The sequence below is a fragment of the Pantoea sp. SGAir0180 genome, assembly GCF_043546245.1.
On the sequence record NZ_CP028071.1, the window covers coordinates 669,886 to 692,102 of the forward strand.

At 55.2% G+C, this 22,217-nt stretch carries 20 protein-coding genes; 12 read left to right on the forward strand and 8 right to left on the reverse strand.

Features of this window, described 5'->3' with window-relative positions; translation table 11 throughout:
- Window positions 1-76 precede the first annotated feature (76 nt).
- Window positions 77-1,438, forward strand: a complete 1,362-nt coding sequence (locus C1N58_RS03300) for a 2-hydroxycarboxylate transporter family protein (RefSeq protein ID WP_033740821.1) — start codon at window positions 77-79, stop codon at window positions 1,436-1,438.
- 174 nt (window positions 1,439-1,612) lie between these two features.
- Here C1N58_RS03300 and tkt read toward each other — a convergent pair whose 3' ends face one another.
- Window positions 1,613-3,613: a transketolase gene (gene tkt, locus C1N58_RS03305; protein ID WP_394564576.1), complete on the reverse strand. Its 2,001-nt coding sequence runs from the start codon at window positions 3,611-3,613 to the stop codon at window positions 1,613-1,615.
- 63 nt (window positions 3,614-3,676) lie between these two features.
- Window positions 3,677-4,627, reverse strand: a complete 951-nt coding sequence (gene tal / locus C1N58_RS03310) for a transaldolase (RefSeq protein ID WP_033740815.1) — start codon at window positions 4,625-4,627, stop codon at window positions 3,677-3,679.
- A 360-nt stretch (window positions 4,628-4,987) separates the two neighbouring features.
- On the opposite strand from tal, the gene maeB reads away from it, so the two are divergent.
- Window positions 4,988-7,267 (forward strand): NADP-dependent oxaloacetate-decarboxylating malate dehydrogenase, encoded by a 2,280-nt coding sequence (maeB, locus tag C1N58_RS03315; RefSeq protein ID WP_033740813.1) that lies wholly within the window; start codon window positions 4,988-4,990, stop codon window positions 7,265-7,267.
- A 59-nt stretch (window positions 7,268-7,326) separates the two neighbouring features.
- Here maeB and hemF read toward each other — a convergent pair whose 3' ends face one another.
- Complete coding sequence (hemF, locus tag C1N58_RS03320; RefSeq protein ID WP_033740812.1) at window positions 7,327-8,241, reverse strand: oxygen-dependent coproporphyrinogen oxidase; 915 nt, start codon at window positions 8,239-8,241, stop codon at window positions 7,327-7,329.
- Between the two features lie 48 nt (window positions 8,242-8,289).
- Window positions 8,290-9,135: an N-acetylmuramoyl-L-alanine amidase AmiA gene (gene amiA / locus C1N58_RS03325; protein WP_033740810.1), complete on the reverse strand. Its 846-nt coding sequence runs from the start codon at window positions 9,133-9,135 to the stop codon at window positions 8,290-8,292.
- 209 nt (window positions 9,136-9,344) lie between these two features.
- Between amiA and C1N58_RS03330 the strand changes: the two genes are divergently transcribed.
- The 10 genes from C1N58_RS03330 (at window position 9,345) to C1N58_RS03375 (ending at window position 18,104) form a co-directional block, all read left to right on the forward strand.
- Window positions 9,345-9,770 carry a GNAT family acetyltransferase gene (locus C1N58_RS03330; RefSeq protein WP_006117810.1) on the forward strand — a complete coding sequence of 142 codons (426 nt, stop codon included), beginning with the start codon at window positions 9,345-9,347 and terminating at the stop codon, window positions 9,768-9,770.
- Window positions 9,760-10,221: a DUF2919 domain-containing protein gene (locus C1N58_RS03335; RefSeq protein WP_033740808.1), complete on the forward strand. Its 462-nt coding sequence runs from the start codon at window positions 9,760-9,762 to the stop codon at window positions 10,219-10,221. Before C1N58_RS03330 ends, C1N58_RS03335 begins: the two co-directional genes overlap by 11 nt.
- Before the next feature lie 63 nt (window positions 10,222-10,284).
- On the forward strand, window positions 10,285-10,905 hold the full coding sequence (locus C1N58_RS03340; RefSeq protein WP_033740806.1) for an RpoE-regulated lipoprotein: 621 nt from the start codon (window positions 10,285-10,287) through the stop codon (window positions 10,903-10,905).
- A gap of 207 nt (window positions 10,906-11,112) precedes the next feature.
- Window positions 11,113-12,129: a sulfate ABC transporter substrate-binding protein gene (locus C1N58_RS03345; protein WP_164482389.1), complete on the forward strand. Its 1,017-nt coding sequence runs from the start codon at window positions 11,113-11,115 to the stop codon at window positions 12,127-12,129.
- A complete protein-coding gene (gene cysT / locus C1N58_RS03350) occupies window positions 12,129-12,962 on the forward strand; it encodes a sulfate/thiosulfate ABC transporter permease CysT (RefSeq protein ID WP_006117806.1) in 834 nt (277 codons plus the stop codon). Before C1N58_RS03345 ends, cysT begins: the two co-directional genes overlap by 1 nt.
- Window positions 12,962-13,837, forward strand: a complete 876-nt coding sequence (gene cysW / locus C1N58_RS03355) for a sulfate/thiosulfate ABC transporter permease CysW (protein WP_006117805.1) — start codon at window positions 12,962-12,964, stop codon at window positions 13,835-13,837. The genes cysT and cysW overlap by 1 nt, the downstream gene beginning before the upstream one ends.
- Window positions 13,827-14,915, forward strand: a complete 1,089-nt coding sequence (gene cysA / locus C1N58_RS03360; protein WP_006117804.1) for a sulfate/thiosulfate ABC transporter ATP-binding protein CysA — start codon at window positions 13,827-13,829, stop codon at window positions 14,913-14,915. The genes cysW and cysA overlap by 11 nt, the downstream gene beginning before the upstream one ends.
- A gap of 115 nt (window positions 14,916-15,030) precedes the next feature.
- On the forward strand, window positions 15,031-15,912 hold the full coding sequence (gene cysM, locus C1N58_RS03365; RefSeq protein WP_006117803.1) for a cysteine synthase CysM: 882 nt from the start codon (window positions 15,031-15,033) through the stop codon (window positions 15,910-15,912).
- A 165-nt stretch (window positions 15,913-16,077) separates the two neighbouring features.
- Window positions 16,078-16,758, forward strand: a complete 681-nt coding sequence (locus C1N58_RS03370) for a response regulator transcription factor (RefSeq protein WP_006117802.1) — start codon at window positions 16,078-16,080, stop codon at window positions 16,756-16,758.
- Window positions 16,755-18,104, forward strand: coding sequence for an ATP-binding protein (locus tag C1N58_RS03375; RefSeq protein WP_006117801.1), 1,350 nt, complete (start codon window positions 16,755-16,757; stop codon window positions 18,102-18,104). Before C1N58_RS03370 ends, C1N58_RS03375 begins: the two co-directional genes overlap by 4 nt.
- Before the next feature lie 58 nt (window positions 18,105-18,162).
- Here C1N58_RS03375 and crr read toward each other — a convergent pair whose 3' ends face one another.
- The 4 genes from crr to cysK all read right to left on the reverse strand — a co-directional run bounded on the left by crr (window position 18,163) and on the right by cysK (window position 22,209).
- On the reverse strand, window positions 18,163-18,663 hold the full coding sequence (crr, locus tag C1N58_RS03380) for a PTS glucose transporter subunit IIA (protein WP_006117800.1): 501 nt from the start codon (window positions 18,661-18,663) through the stop codon (window positions 18,163-18,165).
- A 42-nt stretch (window positions 18,664-18,705) separates the two neighbouring features.
- Window positions 18,706-20,433: a phosphoenolpyruvate-protein phosphotransferase PtsI gene (gene ptsI, locus C1N58_RS03385; RefSeq protein ID WP_394564577.1), complete on the reverse strand. Its 1,728-nt coding sequence runs from the start codon at window positions 20,431-20,433 to the stop codon at window positions 18,706-18,708.
- A gap of 159 nt (window positions 20,434-20,592) precedes the next feature.
- Complete coding sequence (ptsH, locus tag C1N58_RS03390; protein WP_003848868.1) at window positions 20,593-20,850, reverse strand: phosphocarrier protein Hpr; 258 nt, start codon at window positions 20,848-20,850, stop codon at window positions 20,593-20,595.
- A gap of 390 nt (window positions 20,851-21,240) precedes the next feature.
- Window positions 21,241-22,209 carry a cysteine synthase A gene (cysK, locus tag C1N58_RS03395; protein ID WP_033740801.1) on the reverse strand — a complete coding sequence of 323 codons (969 nt, stop codon included), beginning with the start codon at window positions 22,207-22,209 and terminating at the stop codon, window positions 21,241-21,243.
- Between the last annotated feature and the right edge of the window lie 8 nt (window positions 22,210-22,217).

Genomic DNA, 22,217 nt, shown 5'->3' on the forward strand with positions numbered 1-22,217 from the left:
GATACCTTCTCCTTCACTTAATTCCGCTTTTTTTCACGGCATTCTGAAAAAAAACGATGATGCAAAGAGGTTAATAATGCGCTCACCTGATAATTCTTTTCTGTCTGATACGCTGGCCCGTTCACCGCGCAGGAAAACCCTGAAGGAGCAGTGGTGGCATATTATGGATAACTGGAAAGTCGGGATTATCCCTCTTCCCCTGTTTGTGCTGGCCGGTGTGCTCATTGCACTGGACTGCCTGAGCGGGAAACTGGCCAGCGATATCGTCGTCATGGTCGCCACGCTGGCCTTTTTTGGTTTTGCCTGCGGTGAATTTGGTAAACGTCTGCCGGTGGTGGGCCGTCTGGGCGCCGCAGCTATCTGCGCAACCTTTATTCCCTCTGCGCTGGTCTATTACGGGTTACTTCCCGATATCGTGGTGACCTCAACAACGCAATTCTATAAATCGACCAATATTCTCTATCTGTACATTTGCTGCATCATCGTCGGCAGCATCATGAGCATGAACCGTACGGTGCTGATTCAGGGCTTTCTGCGCATCTTTTTCCCCATGCTGTGCGGTGAAATCGTGGGCATGATTGTCGGCATGGGCGTCGGATTAGCGTTGGGGCTGGAGCCGTTCCAGATTTTCTTTTTTATCATTCTGCCCATTATGGCGGGTGGCGTCGGCGAAGGGGCCATTCCGCTCTCCATCGGCTATGCGGCGTTGCTCCATATGGATCAGGGCGTGGCGCTGGGCCGCATCCTGCCGATGGTGATGCTGGGGGGCGTGACCGCCATTATTATTTCCGGCTGCCTGAACCAACTGGGTAAACGTTATCCGCACCTCACCGGGGAAGGCCAGCTGATGCCGAATGTCACGAACGTTGAGCCCGAGCCGCTGCAGTCCGTTTTTTCCGGTAAAGTTGACGTAACGGCCATTGCCTCCGGGGCGCTGCTTGCGGTGCTGCTCTATATGGTAGGGATGCTGGGGCAGAAGCTGACAGGGTTGCCTGCGCCGGTAGGGATGCTGTTCCTGGCCGTGCTGGTGAAACTGGTCAATGGCGTTTCGCCCCGTATTCTGGCCGGTTCTCAGGTGGTCTATCGCTTTTTCCGCACCGCAGTGACCTATCCCGTCCTGTTCGCTGTCGGTGTGGCCATTACGCCGTGGCATGTGCTGGTCACCGCGTTTACGCTCACCAATCTGCTGGTCATTATCAGCACGGTCAGTGCGCTGGTCGCAACGGGCTTTTTTGTCGGGAAAAAGATTGGCATGCATCCCATTGATGTCGCCATTGTTTCCTGCTGCCAGAGTGGGCAGGGCGGGACGGGCGATGTAGCCATTCTCACCGCCGGTAACCGCATGGGCCTGATGCCGTTTGCTCAGATCGCGACGCGTATCGGTGGAGCCATCAACGTTTCGCTCTCTTTGCTGCTGCTGAGCCACTTTTTAAAGTAACGGTTGTTAAGGTCAGCAAGGCGGCAGGATTAACCACAGCATGCAGGGGCACGGCGAAAAACGTGGTTACCGAAGAAGGTGGGTTTTCAGAAAGCAGCACGCCAGCGTCAGGCTGGCGTGCTGAGAGCAAAACCGCGATCCGGCTGAGGAAGCCGGATCGCGTGAGTGCGAGGATTATGCCGGTTTCAGCAGGGCTTCGGCATGGCTGACGATGTTTTCGATCGTGAAGCCAAACTCCGCGAACAGCTTTTCTGCTGGCGCAGATTCACCGAACGTAGTCATCCCGACAATGGCACCGTCCAGCCCGACATATTTATACCAGTAATCCGTGATGCCTGCTTCCACGGCCACGCGTGCTTTCACAGCGGAAGGCAGCACGGATTCGCGATAAGCCGCATCCTGCGCGTCGAACAGATCCGTTGAAGGCAGTGAAACGACCCGCACCTTATGGCCGCCGGTCGTCAGCTTCGTTGCTGCACCCAGCGTGATCTCCACTTCAGAGCCGGTGGCAATCAGAATGACGTCTGGCGTGCCCTCACAGTCTTTCAGGACGTAACCGCCGCGTTTGATATTCGCCACCTGTTCCGCCGTACGCTCCGGCTGTGCCAGATTCTGACGCGACAGGATCAGGGCGGTAGGCCCATGATGACGCTCAATCGCAGCCTGCCAGGCCACAGCGGTTTCCACCTGGTCGCACGGACGCCAGACGCTCATATTCGGCGTAACGCGCAGGCTGGCAATCTGCTCTACCGGCTGGTGGGTTGGACCATCTTCACCCAGACCGATTGAGTCATGGGTATAAACCAGAATCTGGCGGGCCTTCATCAGGGCCGCCATGCGCGCGGCATTACGGGCGTACTCGACGAACATCAGGAAGGTCGCGGTATAGGGCACAAAACCGCCGTGGTGGGCAATACCGTTACCAATGGCCGTCATACCAAATTCACGCACACCGTAGTGGATATAGTTCCCGGCCGGATCCTCTTTAATGGATTTCGAACCTGACCAGATGGTGAGGTTACTGGGGGCGAGGTCGGCAGAGCCGCCCAGGAATTCAGGCAGCATTTTCCCGTAGGCTTCCAGTGAATTTTGCGAGGCCTTGCGGCTGGCGATTTTTTGCGGATTCGCCTGCAGATCGGCAATGAATCGGGCAGTTTCCGCTTCCCAGTTTGCGGGCATTTCGCCGTTCATACGCCGCGTATATTCTGCGGCCAGTTCAGGATAAGCCTGCTGATACGCGGCAAACTTATCGTTCCAGGCTTTTTCGCGCACCGCGCCAGCTTCTTTGGCATCCCACTGCTGGTAAATCTCTTGCGGAATCTCAAACGCCGGATAATTCCAGCCCAGTTGCTTGCGCGTCAGGGCGACTTCTTCTTCACCCAGCGCGGCCCCGTGTGCCTCTTCTTTACCGGCTTTATTCGGTGAACCAAAGCCAATAACCGTGCGGCAGATAATCAGTGACGGCTTATCGGTGACGCTTTGCGCTTCTTTAATTGCGGCTTTCACGGCCTCGGCATCGTGACCATCAATTTCACCGACCACGTGCCAGTTGTAGGCTTCGAAACGTTTGTGCGTGTCATCCGTAAACCAGCCTTCGGTCTCTCCGTCGATGGAAATGCCGTTGTGGTCATAGAAGCCGATCAGTTTGCCCAGACCAAGCGTTCCGGCCAGTGAGCAGACTTCGTGGGAAATCCCCTCCATCAGACAGCCGTCGCCCATAAACACATAGGTGAAGTGGTCAACGATATCGTGTTGTGGACGGTTAAACTGCGCAGCCAGCGTCCGTTCCGCAATGGCCAGACCCACGGCGTTTGCCAGACCCTGACCCAGCGGACCGGTCGTGGTTTCCACGCCCGGCGTGTAGCCAATTTCCGGGTGGCCCGGTGTTTTGGAGTGCAGCTGGCGGAAGTTTTTCAGCTCTTCAATCGGTAAATCGTACCCGGTCAGGTGCAGCAAACTGTAAAGCAGCATTGAGCCGTGACCGTTAGACAGGATAAAGCGGTCACGATCCAGCCAGGCGGGGTTGGTCGGATTATGCTTGAGGAAATCGCGCCACAGCACTTCGGCGATATCTGCCATGCCCATTGGCGCACCAGGATGACCGGATTTTGCTTTTTGTACCGCATCCATACTTAATGCGCGAATCGCATTCGCCAACTCTCTGCGTGAGGACATAAAGGGTCTCCCTTGTTAAGCATCAGGGCGGGAGTGAGCCCGCCCGGTAAAAGAGGGGAAAAACTACAGGCGCGCCGCCAGCACATCTTCCAGTTTTTGCTGGTCAACGGCGAACTGGCGAATACCGTCTGCCAGTTTTTCGACCGCCATAGGGTCCTGATTATGTTCCCAGCGGAACTCCGCTTCGGACAGCGGCGACGGCTGATGGAAACATTCAGTGGAAGGCTCAAGCTTACGCTCTACGGGCGCCTCGCTGTTCTGTAACTCTTCCAGCAGGTTAGGTGACAGCGTCAGCCGATCACACCCGGCCAGCGCCAGTACCTGTTCGACCTTACGGAAGCTGGCACCCATGATGATGGTGTCATAGCGATGCTTCTTATAATAATCGTAAATACGGCGCACCGATTTCACGCCCGGATCTTCGTCGACGTTATACGGGTCCATGGGCTTGCGGCTGTTGTACCAGTCATAGATACGGCCGACAAACGGCGAAATCAGATAAACCCCGGCTTCGGCGCAGGCGCGCGCCTGGGCAAAGGAGAACAGCAGCGTCAGGTTGCACTGGATACCATTCTTTTCCAGCTCTTCTGCGGCTTTAATGCCTTCCCATGTGGAGGCCAGTTTGATCAGGATGCGAGAGCGATCAATGCCGTGCTCTTCATACATGCGGACCAGCTTTTCTGCTTTCGTGACGCACATGCCACGATCGAAGGAGAGGCGCGCATCCACTTCGGTCGAAACACGGCCTGGTATGCTTTTCAGAATTTCCATACCGAGGTTAATGGCCACTTTATCGCTGGCGTTAATAATCTGCGTTTCTTTGCTGCCACCCTGTTTTTTCGCGTAGTCGATGGCGTCATCAATCAGATGTTTGTAAGGCTGGAGAGCAGATGCTTTCAGAATAAGCGAAGGGTTAGTCGTCGCATCTTGTGGGTGATAATTACGGATGGACTCAATATCGCCACTGTCAGCCACCACGGTCGTGAACTGTTTAAGGGCTTCAAGCTGGTTCATTTCTACACTCCTTGAAAAATACGTTGTAACAAAAGGGAACACCTCTGGCCTCGTGCCCTAATCAGTGCAGACATTACCCGTCGTAGTAACGCCGACTCACCACATTGCAACAGACCGGGTGCAGTGAAAATGCGTTTTCTCTGAATGTTGTGCGATGAGGGTTGCGCGCAACCACCCGAGATGACATTTCTGCGGATAACGACTGTCCAGCCATTAAGGATAGCAGCCATGAAAAATGACGCAGGGTAGACTGTGGCAATCTGTGCGTTAAGAAAGAAGGTTCTTTGAACCGCCTCACCGCTTTGTGATGGTGTGCTTTCTATACTGAACATCCACTTACCTGGCGAAGAAGGATGTCAAATGGATGACCAACTGAAGCAAAGTGCGCTTGATTTTCATCAGTATCCCACACCCGGAAAAATTCAGGTTTCCCCCACCAAACCCCTTGCCACCCAGCGGGATTTGGCGCTGGCCTATTCTCCTGGCGTGGCGGCGCCCTGTTTAGAAATCGCCGCCGATCCGCTGGCGGCGCACAAGTACACCGCGCGCGGCAATCTGGTGGCGGTGATTTCAAACGGCACGGCGGTACTGGGGCTGGGGAACATCGGCGCACTGGCCGGGAAACCGGTGATGGAAGGCAAGGGCGTTCTGTTTAAGAAATTCGCGGGCATTGACGTTTTTGATATTGAGGTCGACGAACAGGATCCCGATAAGCTGATCGAGGTGATTGCCGCGCTGGAACCCACGTTTGGCGGAATCAATCTTGAAGATATTAAAGCGCCCGAGTGTTTTTATATCGAACAGCAACTGCGGCAGCGCATGAAAATTCCGGTGTTTCATGATGACCAGCATGGCACGGCCATCATCTGTACGGCGGCGGTGCTGAACGGACTACGCATCGTCAACAAGGCTATCGCTGATGTACGGCTGGTGGTGTCAGGCGCGGGCGCATCGGCCATTGCCTGTATGAATCTGCTGGTCGCGCTGGGCTTGCAGAAAGACCATATTCAGGTGTGCGATTCGAAAGGGCTGATTTACCGTGACCGCGAACCCAATATGGCGGCCACCAAAGCCGATTATGCCGTGGAGGATCACGGCAAGCGCACGCTGGCCGACGTGATCGAGGGAGCAGATATTTTCCTGGGCTGTTCCGGACCGGATGTCCTGACGCAGGATATGGTGAAAAGCATGGCGAAAGATCCGCTGATTCTGGCGCTGGCAAATCCCCATCCCGAAATTCTGCCGCCGTTGGCGAAAGCCGTACGGCCGGATGCGATTATCTGCACCGGACGTTCTGATTTTCCTAATCAGGTGAACAACGTGCTCTGCTTCCCGTTTATCTTTCGTGGCGCGCTGGATGTGGGGGCCACCGCCATCAATGAAGAGATGAAGCTGGCGGCCGTACACGCCATTGCCGAACTGGCACAGGCGGAACAAAGCGACGTAGTGGCTTCGGCCTATAGCGATCAGGACCTGCGCTTCGGACCGGACTATCTGATTCCCAAACCCTTTGATCCACGTTTAATCGTGCAGATAGCCCCTGCCGTGGCGAAAGCGGCGATGGCGTCCGGCGTGGCAACCCGGCCTGTGGCTGACTTTGATGCCTACCGGGAGCAACTTACGGAGTTTGTGTATAAGACCAACCTGTTTATGAAGCCGATCTTTTCCCAGGCGCGTAAAGCCCCGAAACGGGTGGTGATGGCGGAGGGCGAAGAGGTGCGGGTGCTGCATGCTACGCAGGAGCTGGTCTCGCTGGGGCTGGCGAAACCCATCCTGATAGGTCGCCCCAACGTGATCGCCATGCGGTTAGAAAAACAGGGGCTCAAAATTGAGGCCGGAAAGGATTTTGAAATCGTGAATAACGAATCCGATCCCCGCTTTAAAGCGTACTGGAATGAGTATTACCAGATGATGAAGCGGCGCGGTGTCACCCCCGAGCAGGCGCAGCGCGCCGTTATTGGCAATCCGACCCTCATCGGTGCCATCATGGTCTACCGTGGTGAGGCCGATGCGCTGATCTGCGGCACCATCGGCGATTATAACGAGCACTACGAGATTGTGGAGCGCGTGCTGGGCCTGCGGAGTGATGTGAAGGTGGCCGGGGCCATGAATGCGCTGTTACTGCCGAATGGCAACACGTTTATTGCGGATACTTACGTCAACGCCGATCCCACACCGGAACAGCTGGCGGATATTACGTTGATGGCGGCGGAAACCGTCCGTCGCTTTGGGATTGAGCCGCGCGTGGCGTTGCTGTCGCACTCCAGCTTTGGCACCTCCAGTGCGCCTGGTGCGCAGAAAATGCGCGATGTGCTGGCGCTGGTGCAACAGCGCGCGCCTGAGCTGGAAATCGACGGGGAGATGCACGGCGATGCGGCGCTGGTGGAAAGCATCCGGCGGGAAATCATGCCCGACAGCCCGCTGAAAGGCAGCGCAAACCTGCTGATCATGCCCAACGTGGAAGCGGCGCGCATCAGCTACAATCTGCTGCGCGTGTCCTGTTCGGAAGGCGTAACGGTCGGGCCGGTGCTGATGGGCATGACCCGGCCGGTGCACGTGCTGACGCGCATCGCGTCCGTGCGCCGGATCGTCAATATGGTGGCGCTGGCGGTGGTGGAAGCGCAGACGCAGCCGCTGTAGTCAACCGGGGCGGCGACCCGGATTGCCGCCCCGGCACGTTCCTGAGCCGGCAGCGTGGATTACTCAGGCAGGTTGAGCCAGTTTTTCACCGGCAGGAAGTCACGGTAGAGCGCGGCCTCGGGTGAGTCAGGTTCAGGATGATAGTTATATTCCCAGCGCACCATGGGCGGCAGGGACATCAAAATGGATTCCGTTCTGCCTCCGGTTTGCAGGCCAAACAGCGTGCCCCGATCCCACACCAGATTGAACTCTACATAGCGACCCCGGCGGTAAAGCTGGAACTGCCGTTCGCGGTCGCCATAAGGCATGTGCTTGCGGCGCGCCACAATCGGCTGGTAAGCGTCCAGAAAGCCCCGGCCGACGGCCTGAATAAGGGCAAAACTTTGTTCAAAGCCCGGCTCGTGGATATCGTCAAAAAACAGCCCACCAATACCGCGTTGCTCGTCGCGGTGTTTCAGATAGAAATAGTCGTCGCACCACTTTTTAAACCGGGGATAGACATCCTCGCCAAAAGGCTGGCAGATATCGAAGGCGGTCTGATGCCAGTGCAGCGCATCTTCTTCAAACCCGTAAAACGGCGTCATATCAAAGCCGCCGCCAAACCACCAGATCGGCTCGGCACCGGGTTTTTCGGCAATGAAAAAGCGCACATTCGCATGACTGGTCGGTACATACGGGTTGTTGGGATGGATAACCAGCGAAACGCCCATGGCTTCGAAACTGCATCCGGCCAGTTCAGGACGATGTGCCGTCGCGGAAGCTGGCATCTGGTCGCCATGAACGTGGGAGAAATTCACGCCAGCCTGTTCAAACACGGCACCATTACGCAGCACACGGCTTCGTCCACCGCCACCGCCGGGGCGTTCCCAGCGGTCTTCAGTGAACTGCGCGCCACCGTCTTCGGCAGTCAGCTTGCGACAAATCTCATCCTGCAAATCCAGCAGGAACGTTTTTACGCGGGAGATATCAGGCATGGGATAGGCTTCTCTTAGTAAAAATTGGCCGTGATTATAGCTGATCTACTATGACATTCGACGATCATACTCATCAAAGTAGTTAATGATACCTGTGGCGATAGCCGAGGCAATCTTCTGCCGAAAGGCGGTCGTGCCCAGCAACTGCTCTTCGCGCGGATTGGTAATAAAAGACGTTTCCACCAGCACCGAGGGAATGGACGGCGACTTCAGCACGGCAAAGGCGGCCTGTTCGGTATGCTGACTGTGAAGGTGATGCACCGGGCGAATCTGGTCCAGAACGTGTTTGCCCAGGGTCAGGCTGTTTCTGATGGTGTCCGTTTGCACCAGATCGAACAGAATCTGCTGTAAATACTGGTCCTGCTGTTCCACGTTGGCTCCGCCGACCTTGTCCGCGTCATTTTCACGTTTCGACAGGTAACGCGCCATGCTGCTGCTGGCACCCCGATTAGATAACGCGAACACAGAGGCACCGCTGGCATCCGGGCTGGTATAGCCATCCGCATGGATTGACATAAACAGGTTCGCACCGTGCTGATGCGCAATCTCCACCCGCTGGTAGAGCGGAATGAAATGGTCGCTGTCACGCGTCAGGCGGACCTCGATACGCGGATGTGACTGCAGCAGACTGCGCACATTACTGGCGATGTCTAAAACAATGTGTTTTTCTTCGGAACCCTCTTCGCCGACCGCACCCGAATCGATACCGCCGTGGCCCGGATCGAGCATCACGATGCGCTTGCCGTTGTTAACCCGCGGCCTGGGCGACGAGGGTCGGGTGGAGAGCGAAGCCTGCTGTTCCTTCGCCTGCACCGCGCGCGGGGACAATATGGCGAGCGCCAGCCCGGACAGCAGCAGCTGGCGACGATGAATTAAACGTTTGAGTAAGTGCATGTGCATGTCCCTGAGCAGTCATAATGCACCGTGTTATAGCGTAACATCATGCCCGGTGCGATCTTTCAACCATTTCAGGTTATTACTTTGTTTTTCAGCCTGGTAACAGGCAATTTCTTTTTTTTTAACGTTGCCGTCAGCAGCCAGGGTTGCACCCGCCGAAGAAAGCGTGATAATCAGCAAATTGAGGTGAACTGCAGGTACAGAAGATGGAAATCCGCACCTTCCGCCAGGAAGATTTTGAAGAAGTGATCACGCTCTGGGAACGCTGCGATTTGTTACGGCCATGGAACGATCCGGAGCTGGACATCGAACGCAAAATGCATCATGACGCCGACCTGTTTCTGGTGGCGGAAGTCGGGGGCGAAGTCGTCGGTACCGTAATGGGCGGTTACGATGGTCACCGTGGCGCGGCTTACTATCTGGCGGTGCATCCGGATTATCAGGGCCGCGGCTTTGCCAATGCCCTGATGAATCGCCTGGAGAAAAAACTCATTGCGCGCGGTTGCCCTAAAATTCACCTGATGGTGCGGGAAGAGAACGACCAGGTCGTTGCCTTCTATGAAAAGCTGGATTATGAAACGGTCGATGTGGTGTTGCTGGGCAAACGTTTAATCGAAGATCGTGAATATTAATTCGGTCTGGCCGCCTGAGGAGTACGACGACAAAGGGCAACTGCGCCTGCCGTTTCTTTTCTGGCTGATTCTGCTATTGCAGTCGCGCACCTGGTGGCTCCTGGTGATGGCCGGCGCGTCACGCCAGCAGGGAAACGATCTTCTGGCTCTTTTCTATCCGGATCGCCAGGCGTTCTGGTCAGGACTGGTGCTGGGTCTGCCAGCGCTGTCGGGGCTGTTGCTCACGGGCTACCGGTCGCGTTTACCCCGAGTGTGGCGCAGCTGGCGCCTGGTGCTGGTGGTCTCGTTAGGGGCGAATTTGCTCTGGCAGAGCGTACAACTCGTCCAGACCGATCTGCTCAGCTCACCGTTGCCGCTGCTGTTTACGCTGTTTGATCTGCTGGCACTGCTGTGGTTACTGATCAGTGTCCGGCTTCGCGCCTGCTTTTTGCCGCCACACGATCCCGAATAAACTTTTTGCCGCTTTGCGACTCCAATCCGTTTTGCCCAGGTCTATTTATTAACAGGAGTTTTCATGAAAGCTGTTCGTTACACGATACTGACGGTGGCCATGCTGGTCAGTGGGTGTGCCAGTTCCTCCGGCCCTGACGCCAACAGCAGCCAGCAGGTACGCTGGTGGAATCCATTGAGTTACCACTGGTCTTCTGCGCTGCCATGGAACTGGTTTGGTCCTTCACTGACGATCAGCGATCAGGGCGTTGGTGGGATCAACAGTGCCACGGCGATGAACGAATCGGCCATCAAAGACGGGCTTAAGGGCAACTACGATCTGCGTCAGGGCATGCGTGGCCAGAACGGTCAGGTGGTGTCCTTCTGGCAGGCGATGAAGGACGGTCAGGTTAAGCTGGTCATTTATGGTCAGTCACAGGTTGACCGCATTGAGGTGACGGACAACGACATTGCCAGTGCCGACGGCAGCAAAATTGGCGATGCGTTTAGCGCCAGATATGACAAAGCCTTTAATAACTGCATTGTGGCTGCCGGGTTAGACAATCATGACGTCGAATGCCGTGTGCCTGGCAGCCCGCATCTGCGCTACGTTTACAGCGGGACCTGGCACGGTCCGGAAGGATTACTGCCCGCCGATGACACGCTGAAAAGCTGGAAACTCAGCAAGTTCGTCTGGCAGCGTTAAGCCCCGTAATTTTTGCCTCCCGCAGGGCGTTCAGTGCGCCCTGCCAACCCAATTCTGTTTTTGCGCATTCTTTTCCCGCCGCCTTATGCCTTTTTCGACTTTTAAATCAACAAACGATATATAAAACCGTTACGGGTTTACGCTGAGTTATAAATAAACTGCTGTATCTGCGGATGAGATCTGCATCAAATTTCTTCAGGGTGAACCATGACCTTCAAAGCGATGAAAAAAATCGTGAGCGGAATCGCGCTGTCGCTGGGCCTTGCTGGCGCCGCGCACGCCACAGAGCTGTTAAACAGTTCTTATGACGTGGCACGTGAACTGTTCGTCGCCCTGAACGCGCCTTTTGTCAGCCAGTGGGATGCGCAACATCCGGACGATAAACTCACCATCAAAATGTCGCATGCGGGTTCTTCTAAACAGGCGCTGGCCATCCTGCAAGGGCTGCGTGCCGATGTGGTGACCTATAATCAGGTGACGGATGTACAGGTGCTGCATGACAAAGGCAAACTGATCCCGGCCGACTGGCAAACGCGCCTGCCGAATCACAGTTCACCGTTTTATTCCACCATGGCGTTTCTGGTTCGCAAGGGTAACCCTAAGCAGATTCATGACTGGTCCGATTTAACCCGTGACGACGTGAAGCTGATTTTCCCGAATCCGAAGACCTCGGGTAACGGGCGTTATACCTATCTTGCCGCCTGGGGTGCCGCAGAGAAAGCGGACGGCGGCGACCAGGCAAAAACGCGCGCCTGGATGACACAGTTTCTGAAAAACGTCGAGGTTTTCGACACAGGCGGACGCGGCGCCACCACCACCTTTGCTGAACGCGGTTTAGGGGATGTGCTGATCAGCTTCGAATCGGAGGTCAACACCATTCGTAATCAGTACGGCAAAGAGGATTACGAAGTCGTGGTGCCAAAAACCGATATCCTGGCGGAGTTCCCCGTCGCCTGGGTCGATAAAAACGTTGAACACAATAAAACAGCCGACGCGGCGAAGGCTTATCTGACCTGGCTGTATTCGCCCGAGGCACAGAAAATCATTACGGACTTTTATTATCGCGTGAACAATCCGCAGCTGATGGAGCAGCAAAAAGATCGCTTTCCAGCCACACAGCTGTTTCGGGTTGAAGACGTATTTGGTAGCTGGAATAACGTTATGAAAACCCATTTCGAAAGTGGCGGTGAACTGGACCAACTGTTAGCGGCGGGGCGTGGATAATGTTTGCAGCCAGCCAAAAACGTGTTTTGCCCGGTTTCGGCCTGAGCCTGGGCACCAGTCTGCTGTTTACCTGCCTGATTCTGCTGCTGCCCATCAGCGCCCTCATCATGCAGTTGTCGCAGATGACATTGCAGCAATACTGGGACGTGGTGACCAATCCCCAGCTGATTGCAGCCTATAAAGTGACGCTGCTGTCGGCCGGCGTTGCCTCATTGTTCAATGCCCTGTTTGGCATGCTGATGGCCTGGGTTTTAACGCGTTATCGCTTCCCGGGTCGCACGCTGCTGGATGGTTTAATGGATTTGCCCTTTGCATTGCCAACCGCCGTCGCAGGGTTAACCCTGGCCGGTCTGTTTTCGGTAAACGGCTGGTACGGTCAATGGTTTGCTCATTTCGACATTAAGATTTCCTACACCTGGATTGGTATCGCGCTGGCGATGGCCTTCACCAGTATCCCGTTTGTTGTCCGGACGGTGCAGCCGGTGCTGGAAGAGTTAGGTCCGGAATACGAAGAGGCGGCGCAGACACTGGGCGCAACGCCCTGGCAAAGTTTCCGTCGCGTTGTGCTGCCGGAAGTGGCTCCGGCGTTGCTGGCGGGCACTGCGCTGTCGTTTACCCGCAGCCTGGGCGAGTTTGGCGCGGTGATCTTTATCGCGGGCAATATTGCCTGGAAAACAGAAGTGACCTCACTGATGATTTTCGTCCGTCTGCAGGAGTTTGATTATCCGGCCGCCAGCGCCATCGCGTCGGTCATTCTGGCGGCGTCGTTGCTGCTGCTGTTTGCCATTAATACCTTACAGAGCCGCTTTGGCCGTCGTCTGGGAGGTCACTGATGGCCGATATTTCGCAACTCAATCATGCCGATCGCCAGCCCGTAAACTGGGGTAAATGGCTGCTTATCGGCACGGGTGTGCTGATCTCGGTGCTGCTGCTGGTGGTGCCGATGGTCTCCATCTTCTGGGAAGCGCTGCACAGCGGGCTTGGCCTGACTCTGCGTAACCTGACCGACAGCGATATGCTGCACGCGATTTGGCTGACCGTACTGGTGGCGCTGATTACCGTGCCGGTTAATCTGGTCTTCGGCACCTTGCTGGCCTGGCTGGTCACCCGCTTTACGTTTCCTGGTCGCCAGCTGTTGTTAACCCTGTTTGATATTCCGTTCGCGGTCTCGCCGGTTGTGGCTGGCCTGATGTACCTGCTGTTCTGGGGCATTAACGGTCCGGCAGGTGGCTGGCTGGATGCCCACAATATTCAGGTGATGTTCACCTGGCCGGGCATGGTGCTGGTTACCGTCTTCGTGACCTGTCCGTTCGTGGTTCGCGAACTGGTGCCGGTCATGCTGAGCCAGGGCAGTCATGAAGATGAGGCTGCGGTGCTGTTGGGCGCGTCGGGCTGGCAGATGTTTCGCCGTGTGACGTTACCGAATATTCGCTGGGCAATGCTGTACGGCGTGGTGCTGACCAATGCCCGCGCCATTGGCGAGTTCGGTGCGGTATCTGTGGTATCCGGCTCCATTCGTGGCGAAACCTACACTTTGCCGCTTCAGGTCGAATTGCTGCATCAGGATTACAACACGGTGGGTGCCTTCACTGCCGCCGCGTTGCTGACCGTCATGGCCATCCTGACCCTGTTTTTGAAAAGCATTGTGCAGTGGCGCTTAGAGCAGCAGCACAAACGCCTGCAACTGGAGGAAAATCATGAGCATTGAGATTAAACAAATCAACAAATCCTTTGGTCGCACAGCGGTGCTGAACGATATTTCACTGGATATCCCGTCGGGCCAGATGGTGGCGTTGCTGGGGCCGTCCGGTTCCGGTAAAACGACCCTGCTGCGAATTATCGCCGGGCTGGAGCATCAGAACAGCGGTCAGATTCGTTTTCATGAGCATGACGTCAGTCGCCTGCATGCCCGCGATCGTAAAGTCGGGTTTGTTTTTCAACACTATGCGCTGTTCCGCCATATGACCGTGTTTGACAACATTGCCTTTGGCCTGACCGTGCTGCCGCGTCGTGAGCGGCCATCCAGTGCCGAAATCAAAAATCGTGTAACACGTCTGCTGGAGATGGTGCAGCTGTCGCATCTGGCAAACCGCTTTCCGGCTCAGCTCTCGGGTGGTCAGAAGCAGCGCGTGGCGCTGGCAAGAGCACTGGCCGTCGAGCCGCAAATTCTGCTGCTGGATGAGCCTTTTGGTGCGCTGGATGCCCAGGTGCGTAAAGAGCTGCGCCGCTGGTTACGCCAGCTTCATGAAGAATTAAAATTCACCAGCGTGTTTGTCACGCACGATCAGGAAGAGGCAATGGAAGTTGCCGACCGCGTCGTGGTGATGAGTCAGGGCAGCATCGAGCAGGTGGGCACGCCGGATGAGGTCTGGCGCGATCCGGCGACGCGCTTCGTGCTGGAATTCCTGGGCGAAGTTAACCGCTTTGACGGTGAGGTTCATGGTTCCCAGTTCCATGTCGGGGCGCATCACTGGCCGTTAGGCTATACCTCCGCCCATCAGGGCGCGGTTGATCTGTTTCTGCGTCCCTGGGAGATTGATGTTTCGCGTAAAAGCAGTCTGGAAACCCCTTTACCGGTACAGGTCCTTGAGGTGAGTCCGCGTGGCCATTTCTGGCAGTTGGTCGTGCAGCCTGCGGGCTGGCAGAGCGAACCTTTCTCGCTGGTGTTCGATGGTGATCAGACCGCGCCACTGCGCGGCGAGCGCCTGTTTGTCGGGCTGCAACAGGCCCGGCTCTATCAGGGCGCCACGCCATTGCGGGCAGTTGCCTTTGCGCACAGCGCCTGATATTTTCTTTTTCACGCAGGGCGGGACAATGTCCCGCCCTTTTTTAATGTTTATACCGCCATACCTCAGGCTCTGGCCTGATTCGTAACGGTATCGTTTCGCCAGGATATGCACCGTGACCACTCTGGAACACACAATCGGTAATACACCGCTTATCAGGTTACAGCGCCTGACGCCTGACAATGGCAGTGAGATCTGGCTGAAACTGGAGGGCAACAACCCCGCCGGTTCCGTCAAAGATCGCGCAGCCTGGTCAATGATTCATCAGGCGGAACGGCGAGGCGAGATAACACCGGGCGATCAGCTGATTGAGGCCACCAGTGGCAACACCGGTATCGCGCTGGCGATGATCGCGGCGATGAAAGGCTACCGGTTGCGCTTACTGATGCCGGATAATATGAGCCAGGAGCGGCAGGATGCGATGCGTGCCTATGGGGCCGAGTTAGTCCTGATAGGTCGGGAGCAGGGCATGGAGGGCGCGCGTGATTTAGCCCAGGCGATGGCGGCGCGCGGTGAGGGAACGGTGCTGGACCAGTTTAATAACCCAGACAATCCACTGGGCCACTACCAGACCACGGGACCGGAGCTGTGGGCCCAGTCGAATCAGCGCATGACGCATTTTGTCTCCAGTATGGGCACCACCGGCACGATTACCGGCGTAGGGCGGTTTTTAAAAGAACATAAGACGGGCGTGAAAGTGATTGGGCTGCAGCCTAAAGAAGGCAGTAGCATTCCTGGGATTCGCCGCTGGCCTCAGGCGTATTTGCCCGGCATTTACCGGCCCGAGTTGGTGGATGAGGTAATTGATATGGGGCAGCAGGAAGCCGAAGAGACCATGCGGGCGCTGGCCCGGCGTGAAGGTATTTTCTGCGGCGTCAGCTCAGGCGGATCGGTCGCGGGCGCGCTGCGTATTGCCAGCGCCCATCCTGGAAGCGTCGTGGTGGCCATTGTTTGTGACCGTGGCGATCGCTATCTCTCTACCGGCGTTTATCAGTAACGTCACGCAGCCATTACGCCCGCTGAAGGCTTATGCTGCGCCGTCGGCTGCCTGAGTCTTGTTTATTTGGCTAAGCTTACTGGCATCTGTAAGGATCGCGTAAAACTGGCTGCGCGTTTCGCTGGCCCGGTTCAAAATAGCGCCAGTGACGTAAGAGAGATAACAATGAAAATCCTGCTGGTAGATGACGACGTAGAATTAGGCACGATGCTGAGCCAGTATCTGATCACGGAAGGCTTTGATACGCAACTGGTGTTAACCGGCACTGCCGGTGTGCAGGGGGCGCTGTCCGGTGAATACAGCGCCATGATTCTGGATATTATGCTGCCGGATATGAGCGGCACCGATGTCCTGCGCCAGGTGCGCCAGCAAAGCCGTCTGCCGGTAATTATGCTGACGGCCAAGGGCGACAATATTGATCGGGTTATCGGCCTGGAAATGGGGGCCGATGACTATATGCCCAAGCCGTGTTATCCCCGTGAGTTGGTGGCGCGCTTGCGTGCCGTACTGCGTCGGATTGAAGAGCATGCGCCTTTGCAGGATAAAAAAGAGACGCTGCAATGGGGAGAGTTAACACTCAATGCGGCCAACCGCGTGACGGAATGGCAGGGGAAAGCCTTTGATCTGACCGCCTCTGAATTTAATCTGCTGGATTTGCTGCTGCGTTCACCGGACCGGGTGGTGACGAAAGACGAGCTGTCTGAGAAAGGCCTGGGACGACCGCGTGAAGCGTACGATCGCAGCGTGGATGTGCATATCAGTAATATCCGTCAGAAGCTCAGCGCGCTCACCGCCGACAGCATCACCATCGAAACCGTTCGCAGCATTGGTTATCGCATTCGATGAATCAAACTTACCGTGGGCGCATGTTCTGGAAGATCCTGCTGGGGTTCTGGCTGGTTTTCCTGATTATCAGTCAGCTGATCTGGCTGGGTTTCTCACTTTCCGGTACGCGGCATCATCCCCCTGAATATTTGGTCACCCAGCGGCTGGCTGACGCGCTGATGGCGTCAGCCGTGTCGGTGCTGGAGCGGGGCGGCCCGTCAGCGCTGGATGCGATGATGGCGGAGTGGGCCCCGGAAGATCGGGCGTTTTTGCATGTACGCGCACTGGATAATCTCCGCAACGCAGAGGCACCGCCGCTTGCGCCCGAAACGCCCGAAAAATCCTTTTTTCCCGACCATCTTGTGCGCCAGGCACAGAGCCCGGACGGCAAGAGCTATGAACTGCTGTACGATCTGAAAGGCATACGCACAATGAGCCGGGAGGGGCGGCCACATAATTTCCTGAATATTCCTGAGCCCATGTTCATTTTCGCCGGGTCTGTGGGGTTGCTGTTTAGCCTGCTGCTGGCATGGAACCTGACGCGCCCTATGCGACAACTGCGTGAAGGTTTTTCGCGGGTAGCCAATGGCGACTTAAGCATCAGGCTCTATCCTGCGCTGCGTAAGCGTCATGACGAGCTCTCCAGCGTGGCGCAGGCGTTCGATGCCATGGTTGAACGCCTGGACACGTTGGTGCGTGCCCGTGAAGCCCTGCTTCATGACATCTCTCATGAACTGCGCTCGCCGCTTGCCCGTCTGCAGCTGGCAACGGGCCTGGCGCGACAGCGGCCAGAAAACGTGAATGACTCGCTGGATCGCATCGACGAAGAGGCACAGCGGCTGGATAAGATGATTGGTGAACTGTTAACCCTGGCGCGTGCCGAGCATGAAAGTGTGCCGGGCGAACACTATTTTGATTTGGCCGGCTTATTAGAGGCGGTGGTTACCGATCTCCGTTATGAAGCGCAGATCCCCGGTGTCGAGGTCGTGTTTAACGTTGATGAGCAGGCCGATCATACCGTACGCGGGAATGCTGAGTTATGCCGGCGAGGCATTGAGAACGTGCTGCGTAATGCTTTACGCTTTTCGCTGCCGGGTCAGCGCATTGAGGTCAGCCTGCAGGTTGAGCAACAGTGGCTGGCGATTCAGGTGCGGGATCAGGGGCCAGGCGTCGATGAGAATAAGCTGTCCAGCATCTTTGATCCCTTTGTCCGGGTCAATTCGCCGTTATTGGGTAAAGGCTACGGGCTGGGGCTGGCAATTGTGCGCAAAGTGGTACTGGCGCATCATGGCGAGGTCAGGGCGGTTAACCGGCCTGAAGGCGGACTGGAGCTGACACTGCGTTTGCCCCGCTGGCAGCCGCATTAAGCAGAGACGTGAAGCATAGAAGCATAAGAGAACGGCACCCTGAGGTGCCGTTTGTGTATTACTTTTTGATGCGAATCACCGGGGTTTCACCCACGACGACCTGACCAGACAGTTTTGTCAAATCCTTGATTTCATCCATATTGGAAATGACAACAGGGGTCAGTGTGGATTTTGCTTTCTCTTCCAGCAGCGGCAGATCGAATTCGATCACCACGTCGCCTTTTTTAACCTTCTGACCTTCTTCGGCGATGCGTTTGAAGCCTTCGCCTTTCAGTTCGACGGTATCGATGCCGAAATGCACGAACAGCTCAATGCCATTATCGGATTCGATTGAAAAGGCATGGTTGGTTTCGAAAATCTTGCCGATAGTCCCATCAACCGGCGCAACCATTTTGTTGCCGCTTGGTTTGATCGCAATACCGTCACCCACGATTTTTTCTGCAAACACCACATCTGGTACGTCTTCAATATTCACGATTTCGCCAGACAGAGGCGCTACGATATCAATTGTCCCAGCGCTATCTGTTTTTTCGCCAAAAAGTTTAGAAAACAAACCCATGATCTTCTCCTAAGCAGTAATTTGGGGCCAGCATCTCGTGGATCAGCAGAGCGTTTTTTCTTTAATGAACTTGTTCACCAGGTTCATCAAGTCTTCCGCCGTAGGTTGAGCCAGTGCCTGCTCTGCCAACGCCTTCGCATCTTCGAAATGTGTATTACGAATAATTTTCTTGATGCCAGGGATAGAAATGGCACTCATGCTGAATTCGTCCAGCCCCATTCCCAGTAACAGTAGTGTAGCACGTTCGTCACCTGCCAGCTCACCACACATGCCAGTCCATTTACCTTCAGCATGAGACGCATCAATGACTTGCTTGATGAGGTTCAGTACCGAAGGCGTCATCGGGTTATACAGGTGCGAAATCAAATCATTACCACGATCTACTGCAAGAGTATACTGCGTCAAATCGTTTGTCCCAATGCTAAAGAAGTCGACTTCTTTCGCCAGGTGACGTGCAATCACGGCAGACGCAGGCGTTTCCACCATAATGCCCACTTCGATTGACTCGTCAAACGCTTTACCTTCTTCGCGTAACTGCGCTTTCAGCAGCTCCAGTTCCGCTTTCAGCGTACGCACTTCTTCAACCGAAATGATCATCGGGAACATGATGCGCAGCTTACCGAAAGAAGAGGCACGTAAGATAGCACGCAGCTGTGCATGCAGAATTTCCTTACGATCCATCGCAATACGGATGGCGCGCCAGCCCAGGAACGGGTTTTCTTCTTTAGGCAGGTTCATGTAAGGCAGGTCTTTATCACCGCCAATATCCATGGTACGGACGATCACGGCCTGCGATCCCATGGCTTCTGCGACCGCTTTATACGCCTGGAACTGCTCTTCTTCAGTCGGCAGTGAGTCGCGATCCATAAACAGGAACTCAGTGCGGTACAGGCCAACACCTTCTGCGCCGTTGCGCTCGGCACCGGCGATATCGCGTACCGTACCGATGTTGGCGCAGACTTCAACCTGATGGCCATCCAGCGTAACAGCCGGCAGATCTTTCAGCTTCGCCAGCTCGTGTTTTTCAGACAGATACTGGTTCTGAACCGCTTTAAGCTCTTCCTGAACTGCCTCAGACGGATTAATGTGAATCGCATTGTTCACCCCGTCCAGGATGATGAAATCGCCGTTTTTGATGGTGGCGGTCACGTTACCGGTGCCGACAATCGCCGGGATTTCTAATGAGCGTGCCATGATTGAGGTGTGCGAGGTACGGCCACCCAAATCGGTAATAAAGCCCAGCACCTTTTTCAGATTCAGCTGTGCGGTTTCGGATGGCGTTAAATCTTTCGCCACCAGAATAGATTCTTCCTGGATTGCGCTCAGGTCGACAATGTGCAGACCTAAAATGTTTTGCAGCAGACGCTTACCGATGTCACGCACGTCTGCCGCACGCTCTTTCAGGTATTCGTCGTCCAGCTCTTCCAGGGCTTTTGCCTGGGCGTCGATGACGGAGTTCACAGCAGCATCAGCAGTGGCGTGATCTTTTTTGATCAGGTCTATGATTTCCTGCTCCAGCTCTTCGTCTTCCAGCAACATAATGTGGCCTTCGAAGATGGCTGCTTTTTCTTCACCCAGGGATTCGCTGGCTTTGATACGAATAGCTTCAAGTTGCTCAGCCGCTTTGCTACGCCCTTGCAGAAAGCGCTGAACCTCCTGCTCAACCTGGTCATCTGAAATTTTTTTACGGTTGATGACGATCTCGTCTTCTTTCAGCAGCAGAGCTTTGCCGAAAGCGATACCTGGTGATGCTAAAATGCCTGAAATCATAACCCTACCTTTTTATCACGATGGCTGACTGGACTCGTTGCGTTGCCATAGTCGTGTGACACGTACTCTACGAAAGCAATAACGCGGACAGGTTGTCCGCGATCAAGATGTTGCACACAATGGCGCAGAAGAGTCGTTTTAAGCGGAGCAGAAAGGAGATTACTCCAGTTCCGCCATCAGCTTAACCAGATGCTCTACGGCTTTTTGCTCATCTTCACCTTCCGCAGAAAGTGTGACAACGGTGCCCTGAGTCAGACCCAGAGTCTGCAGCTTAAACAGGCTTTTGGCGCTGGCCGATTTGCCGTTGGAGGTCACGGTGATTTCTGACTGGAAGGCTTTAGCTTCTTTGACAAATTGCGCAGCAGGGCGAGTATGCAGTCCGTTTGGTGCGGTAATGGTAACTTCTTGCTGGAACATTCTATTTCCCCAACGTTTTCAGGATGAGTGTTATGGATCTAAAGTCTAGCCTGGAGCCGTAACTTTAGCCTGTGTAGGTGCGCGGGTATACAACTTACAATCGAACAAATGCGCTTGAATGAGTGTTTCATTCCCGCTGCGTGTCAAAACACGAGTTGAGCACGTCACCGGGTAATTATGCCGTGATTCGCCCTTTCACTAAATCTGAAACTTGATTCAGCTTGATCCACTTCAAAGGAGGATTAATTTCAGGCATCGAAATAATTGGCAGTCTAAATACCAGAGCCACACGACTGAAATCAATTGGCTGCATGGTAAAAGTGAGATCTGCGCCACAAAAAAGCACCCGTCAGGGTGCTTTTTAAGCGTTTGTCCAGGGCGAACTACGGGCTATTGCAGCTCTTTTTCCGTGAAAAGATCGGCGAACAGCGCGGTGCTGAGATAGCGCTCACCGGAAGAAGGAAGAATGACAACGATGTTTTTGTTGGCGTAGGCTTCATCTTCCTGCAACTTCAGCGCGGCGGCAACGGCGGCACCCGAAGAGATACCTGCCAGAATGCCTTCTTCTTCCATCAGGCGACGGGCCGTGGCGATCGCTTCATCATTAGTGATGCCGACAGCTAAATCGATCAGCGCCAAATCCAGGTTACCCGGAATAAAGCCCGCGCCAATCCCCTGAATCTTATGTGGGCCGGGTTTCAGCTCTTCGCCCGCCATCGCCTGCGCAATCACCGGTGAGTCAGTGGGTTCTACGGCCACGGTGATCAAGGATTTCTTACCCTGGGTGTTTTTGATGTAACGGCTTACGCCTGTCAGCGTGCCGCCGGTCCCCACACCGGCAATGAACACATCCACTTCACCATCCGTGTCTTCCCAAATTTCGGGACCGGTGGTTTTCTCGTGAATTTCCGGGTTGGCCGGGTTACTGAACTGCTGCAGCAGCAAATACTTGTCGGGATCGCTGGCCACGATCTCTTCGGCTTTGGCGATCGCGCCTTTCATGCCTTTTGCGCCTTCGGTCAGGACCAGATTTGCGCCCAAGGCTTTAAGCAACTTACGGCGCTCAACAGACATGGTGTCCGGCATGGTCAGCGTCAGTTTGTAACCGCGCGCGGCGGCCACGTAGGCTAATGCAATACCGGTGTTACCGCTGGTCGGTTCAACCAGTTCAATACCTTGCTTAAGAATACCGCGTTTTTCTGCGTCCCAAATCATGTTGGCACCGATACGGCATTTCACACTGAAGCTCGGGTTACGGGACTCAACCTTCGCAAGGATGCGGCCGTTACCGATGCGGTTCAGTCGAACCAGCGGCGTATGACCAATTGTCAAAGAGTTGTCTTCATAGATCTTACTCATAGCCTGTC

Excerpts from the sequence above, each read along its gene's own strand:
- C1N58_RS03300 (WP_033740821.1), top strand. The coding sequence starts at position 77 with ATGCGCTCACCTGATAATTCTTTTCTGTCTGATACGCTGGCCCGTTCA.
- tkt (WP_394564576.1), bottom strand. The coding sequence starts at position 3,613 with ATGTCCTCACGCAGAGAGTTGGCGAATGCGATTCGCGCATTAAGTATG.
- tal (WP_033740815.1), bottom strand. The coding sequence starts at position 4,627 with ATGAACCAGCTTGAAGCCCTTAAACAGTTCACGACCGTGGTGGCTGAC.
- maeB (WP_033740813.1), top strand. The coding sequence starts at position 4,988 with ATGGATGACCAACTGAAGCAAAGTGCGCTTGATTTTCATCAGTATCCC.
- hemF (WP_033740812.1), bottom strand. The coding sequence starts at position 8,241 with ATGCCTGATATCTCCCGCGTAAAAACGTTCCTGCTGGATTTGCAGGAT.
- amiA (WP_033740810.1), bottom strand. The coding sequence starts at position 9,135 with ATGCACTTACTCAAACGTTTAATTCATCGTCGCCAGCTGCTGCTGTCC.
- C1N58_RS03330 (WP_006117810.1), top strand. The coding sequence starts at position 9,345 with ATGGAAATCCGCACCTTCCGCCAGGAAGATTTTGAAGAAGTGATCACG.
- C1N58_RS03340 (WP_033740806.1), top strand. The coding sequence starts at position 10,285 with ATGAAAGCTGTTCGTTACACGATACTGACGGTGGCCATGCTGGTCAGT.
- C1N58_RS03345 (WP_164482389.1), top strand. The coding sequence starts at position 11,113 with ATGACCTTCAAAGCGATGAAAAAAATCGTGAGCGGAATCGCGCTGTCG.
- cysT (WP_006117806.1), top strand. The coding sequence starts at position 12,129 with ATGTTTGCAGCCAGCCAAAAACGTGTTTTGCCCGGTTTCGGCCTGAGC.
- cysW (WP_006117805.1), top strand. The coding sequence starts at position 12,962 with ATGGCCGATATTTCGCAACTCAATCATGCCGATCGCCAGCCCGTAAAC.
- cysA (WP_006117804.1), top strand. The coding sequence starts at position 13,827 with ATGAGCATTGAGATTAAACAAATCAACAAATCCTTTGGTCGCACAGCG.
- C1N58_RS03370 (WP_006117802.1), top strand. The coding sequence starts at position 16,078 with ATGAAAATCCTGCTGGTAGATGACGACGTAGAATTAGGCACGATGCTG.
- C1N58_RS03375 (WP_006117801.1), top strand. The coding sequence starts at position 16,755 with ATGAATCAAACTTACCGTGGGCGCATGTTCTGGAAGATCCTGCTGGGG.
- crr (WP_006117800.1), bottom strand. The coding sequence starts at position 18,663 with ATGGGTTTGTTTTCTAAACTTTTTGGCGAAAAAACAGATAGCGCTGGG.
- ptsI (WP_394564577.1), bottom strand. The coding sequence starts at position 20,433 with ATGATTTCAGGCATTTTAGCATCACCAGGTATCGCTTTCGGCAAAGCT.
- ptsH (WP_003848868.1), bottom strand. The coding sequence starts at position 20,850 with ATGTTCCAGCAAGAAGTTACCATTACCGCACCAAACGGACTGCATACT.
- cysK (WP_033740801.1), bottom strand. The coding sequence starts at position 22,209 with ATGAGTAAGATCTATGAAGACAACTCTTTGACAATTGGTCATACGCCG.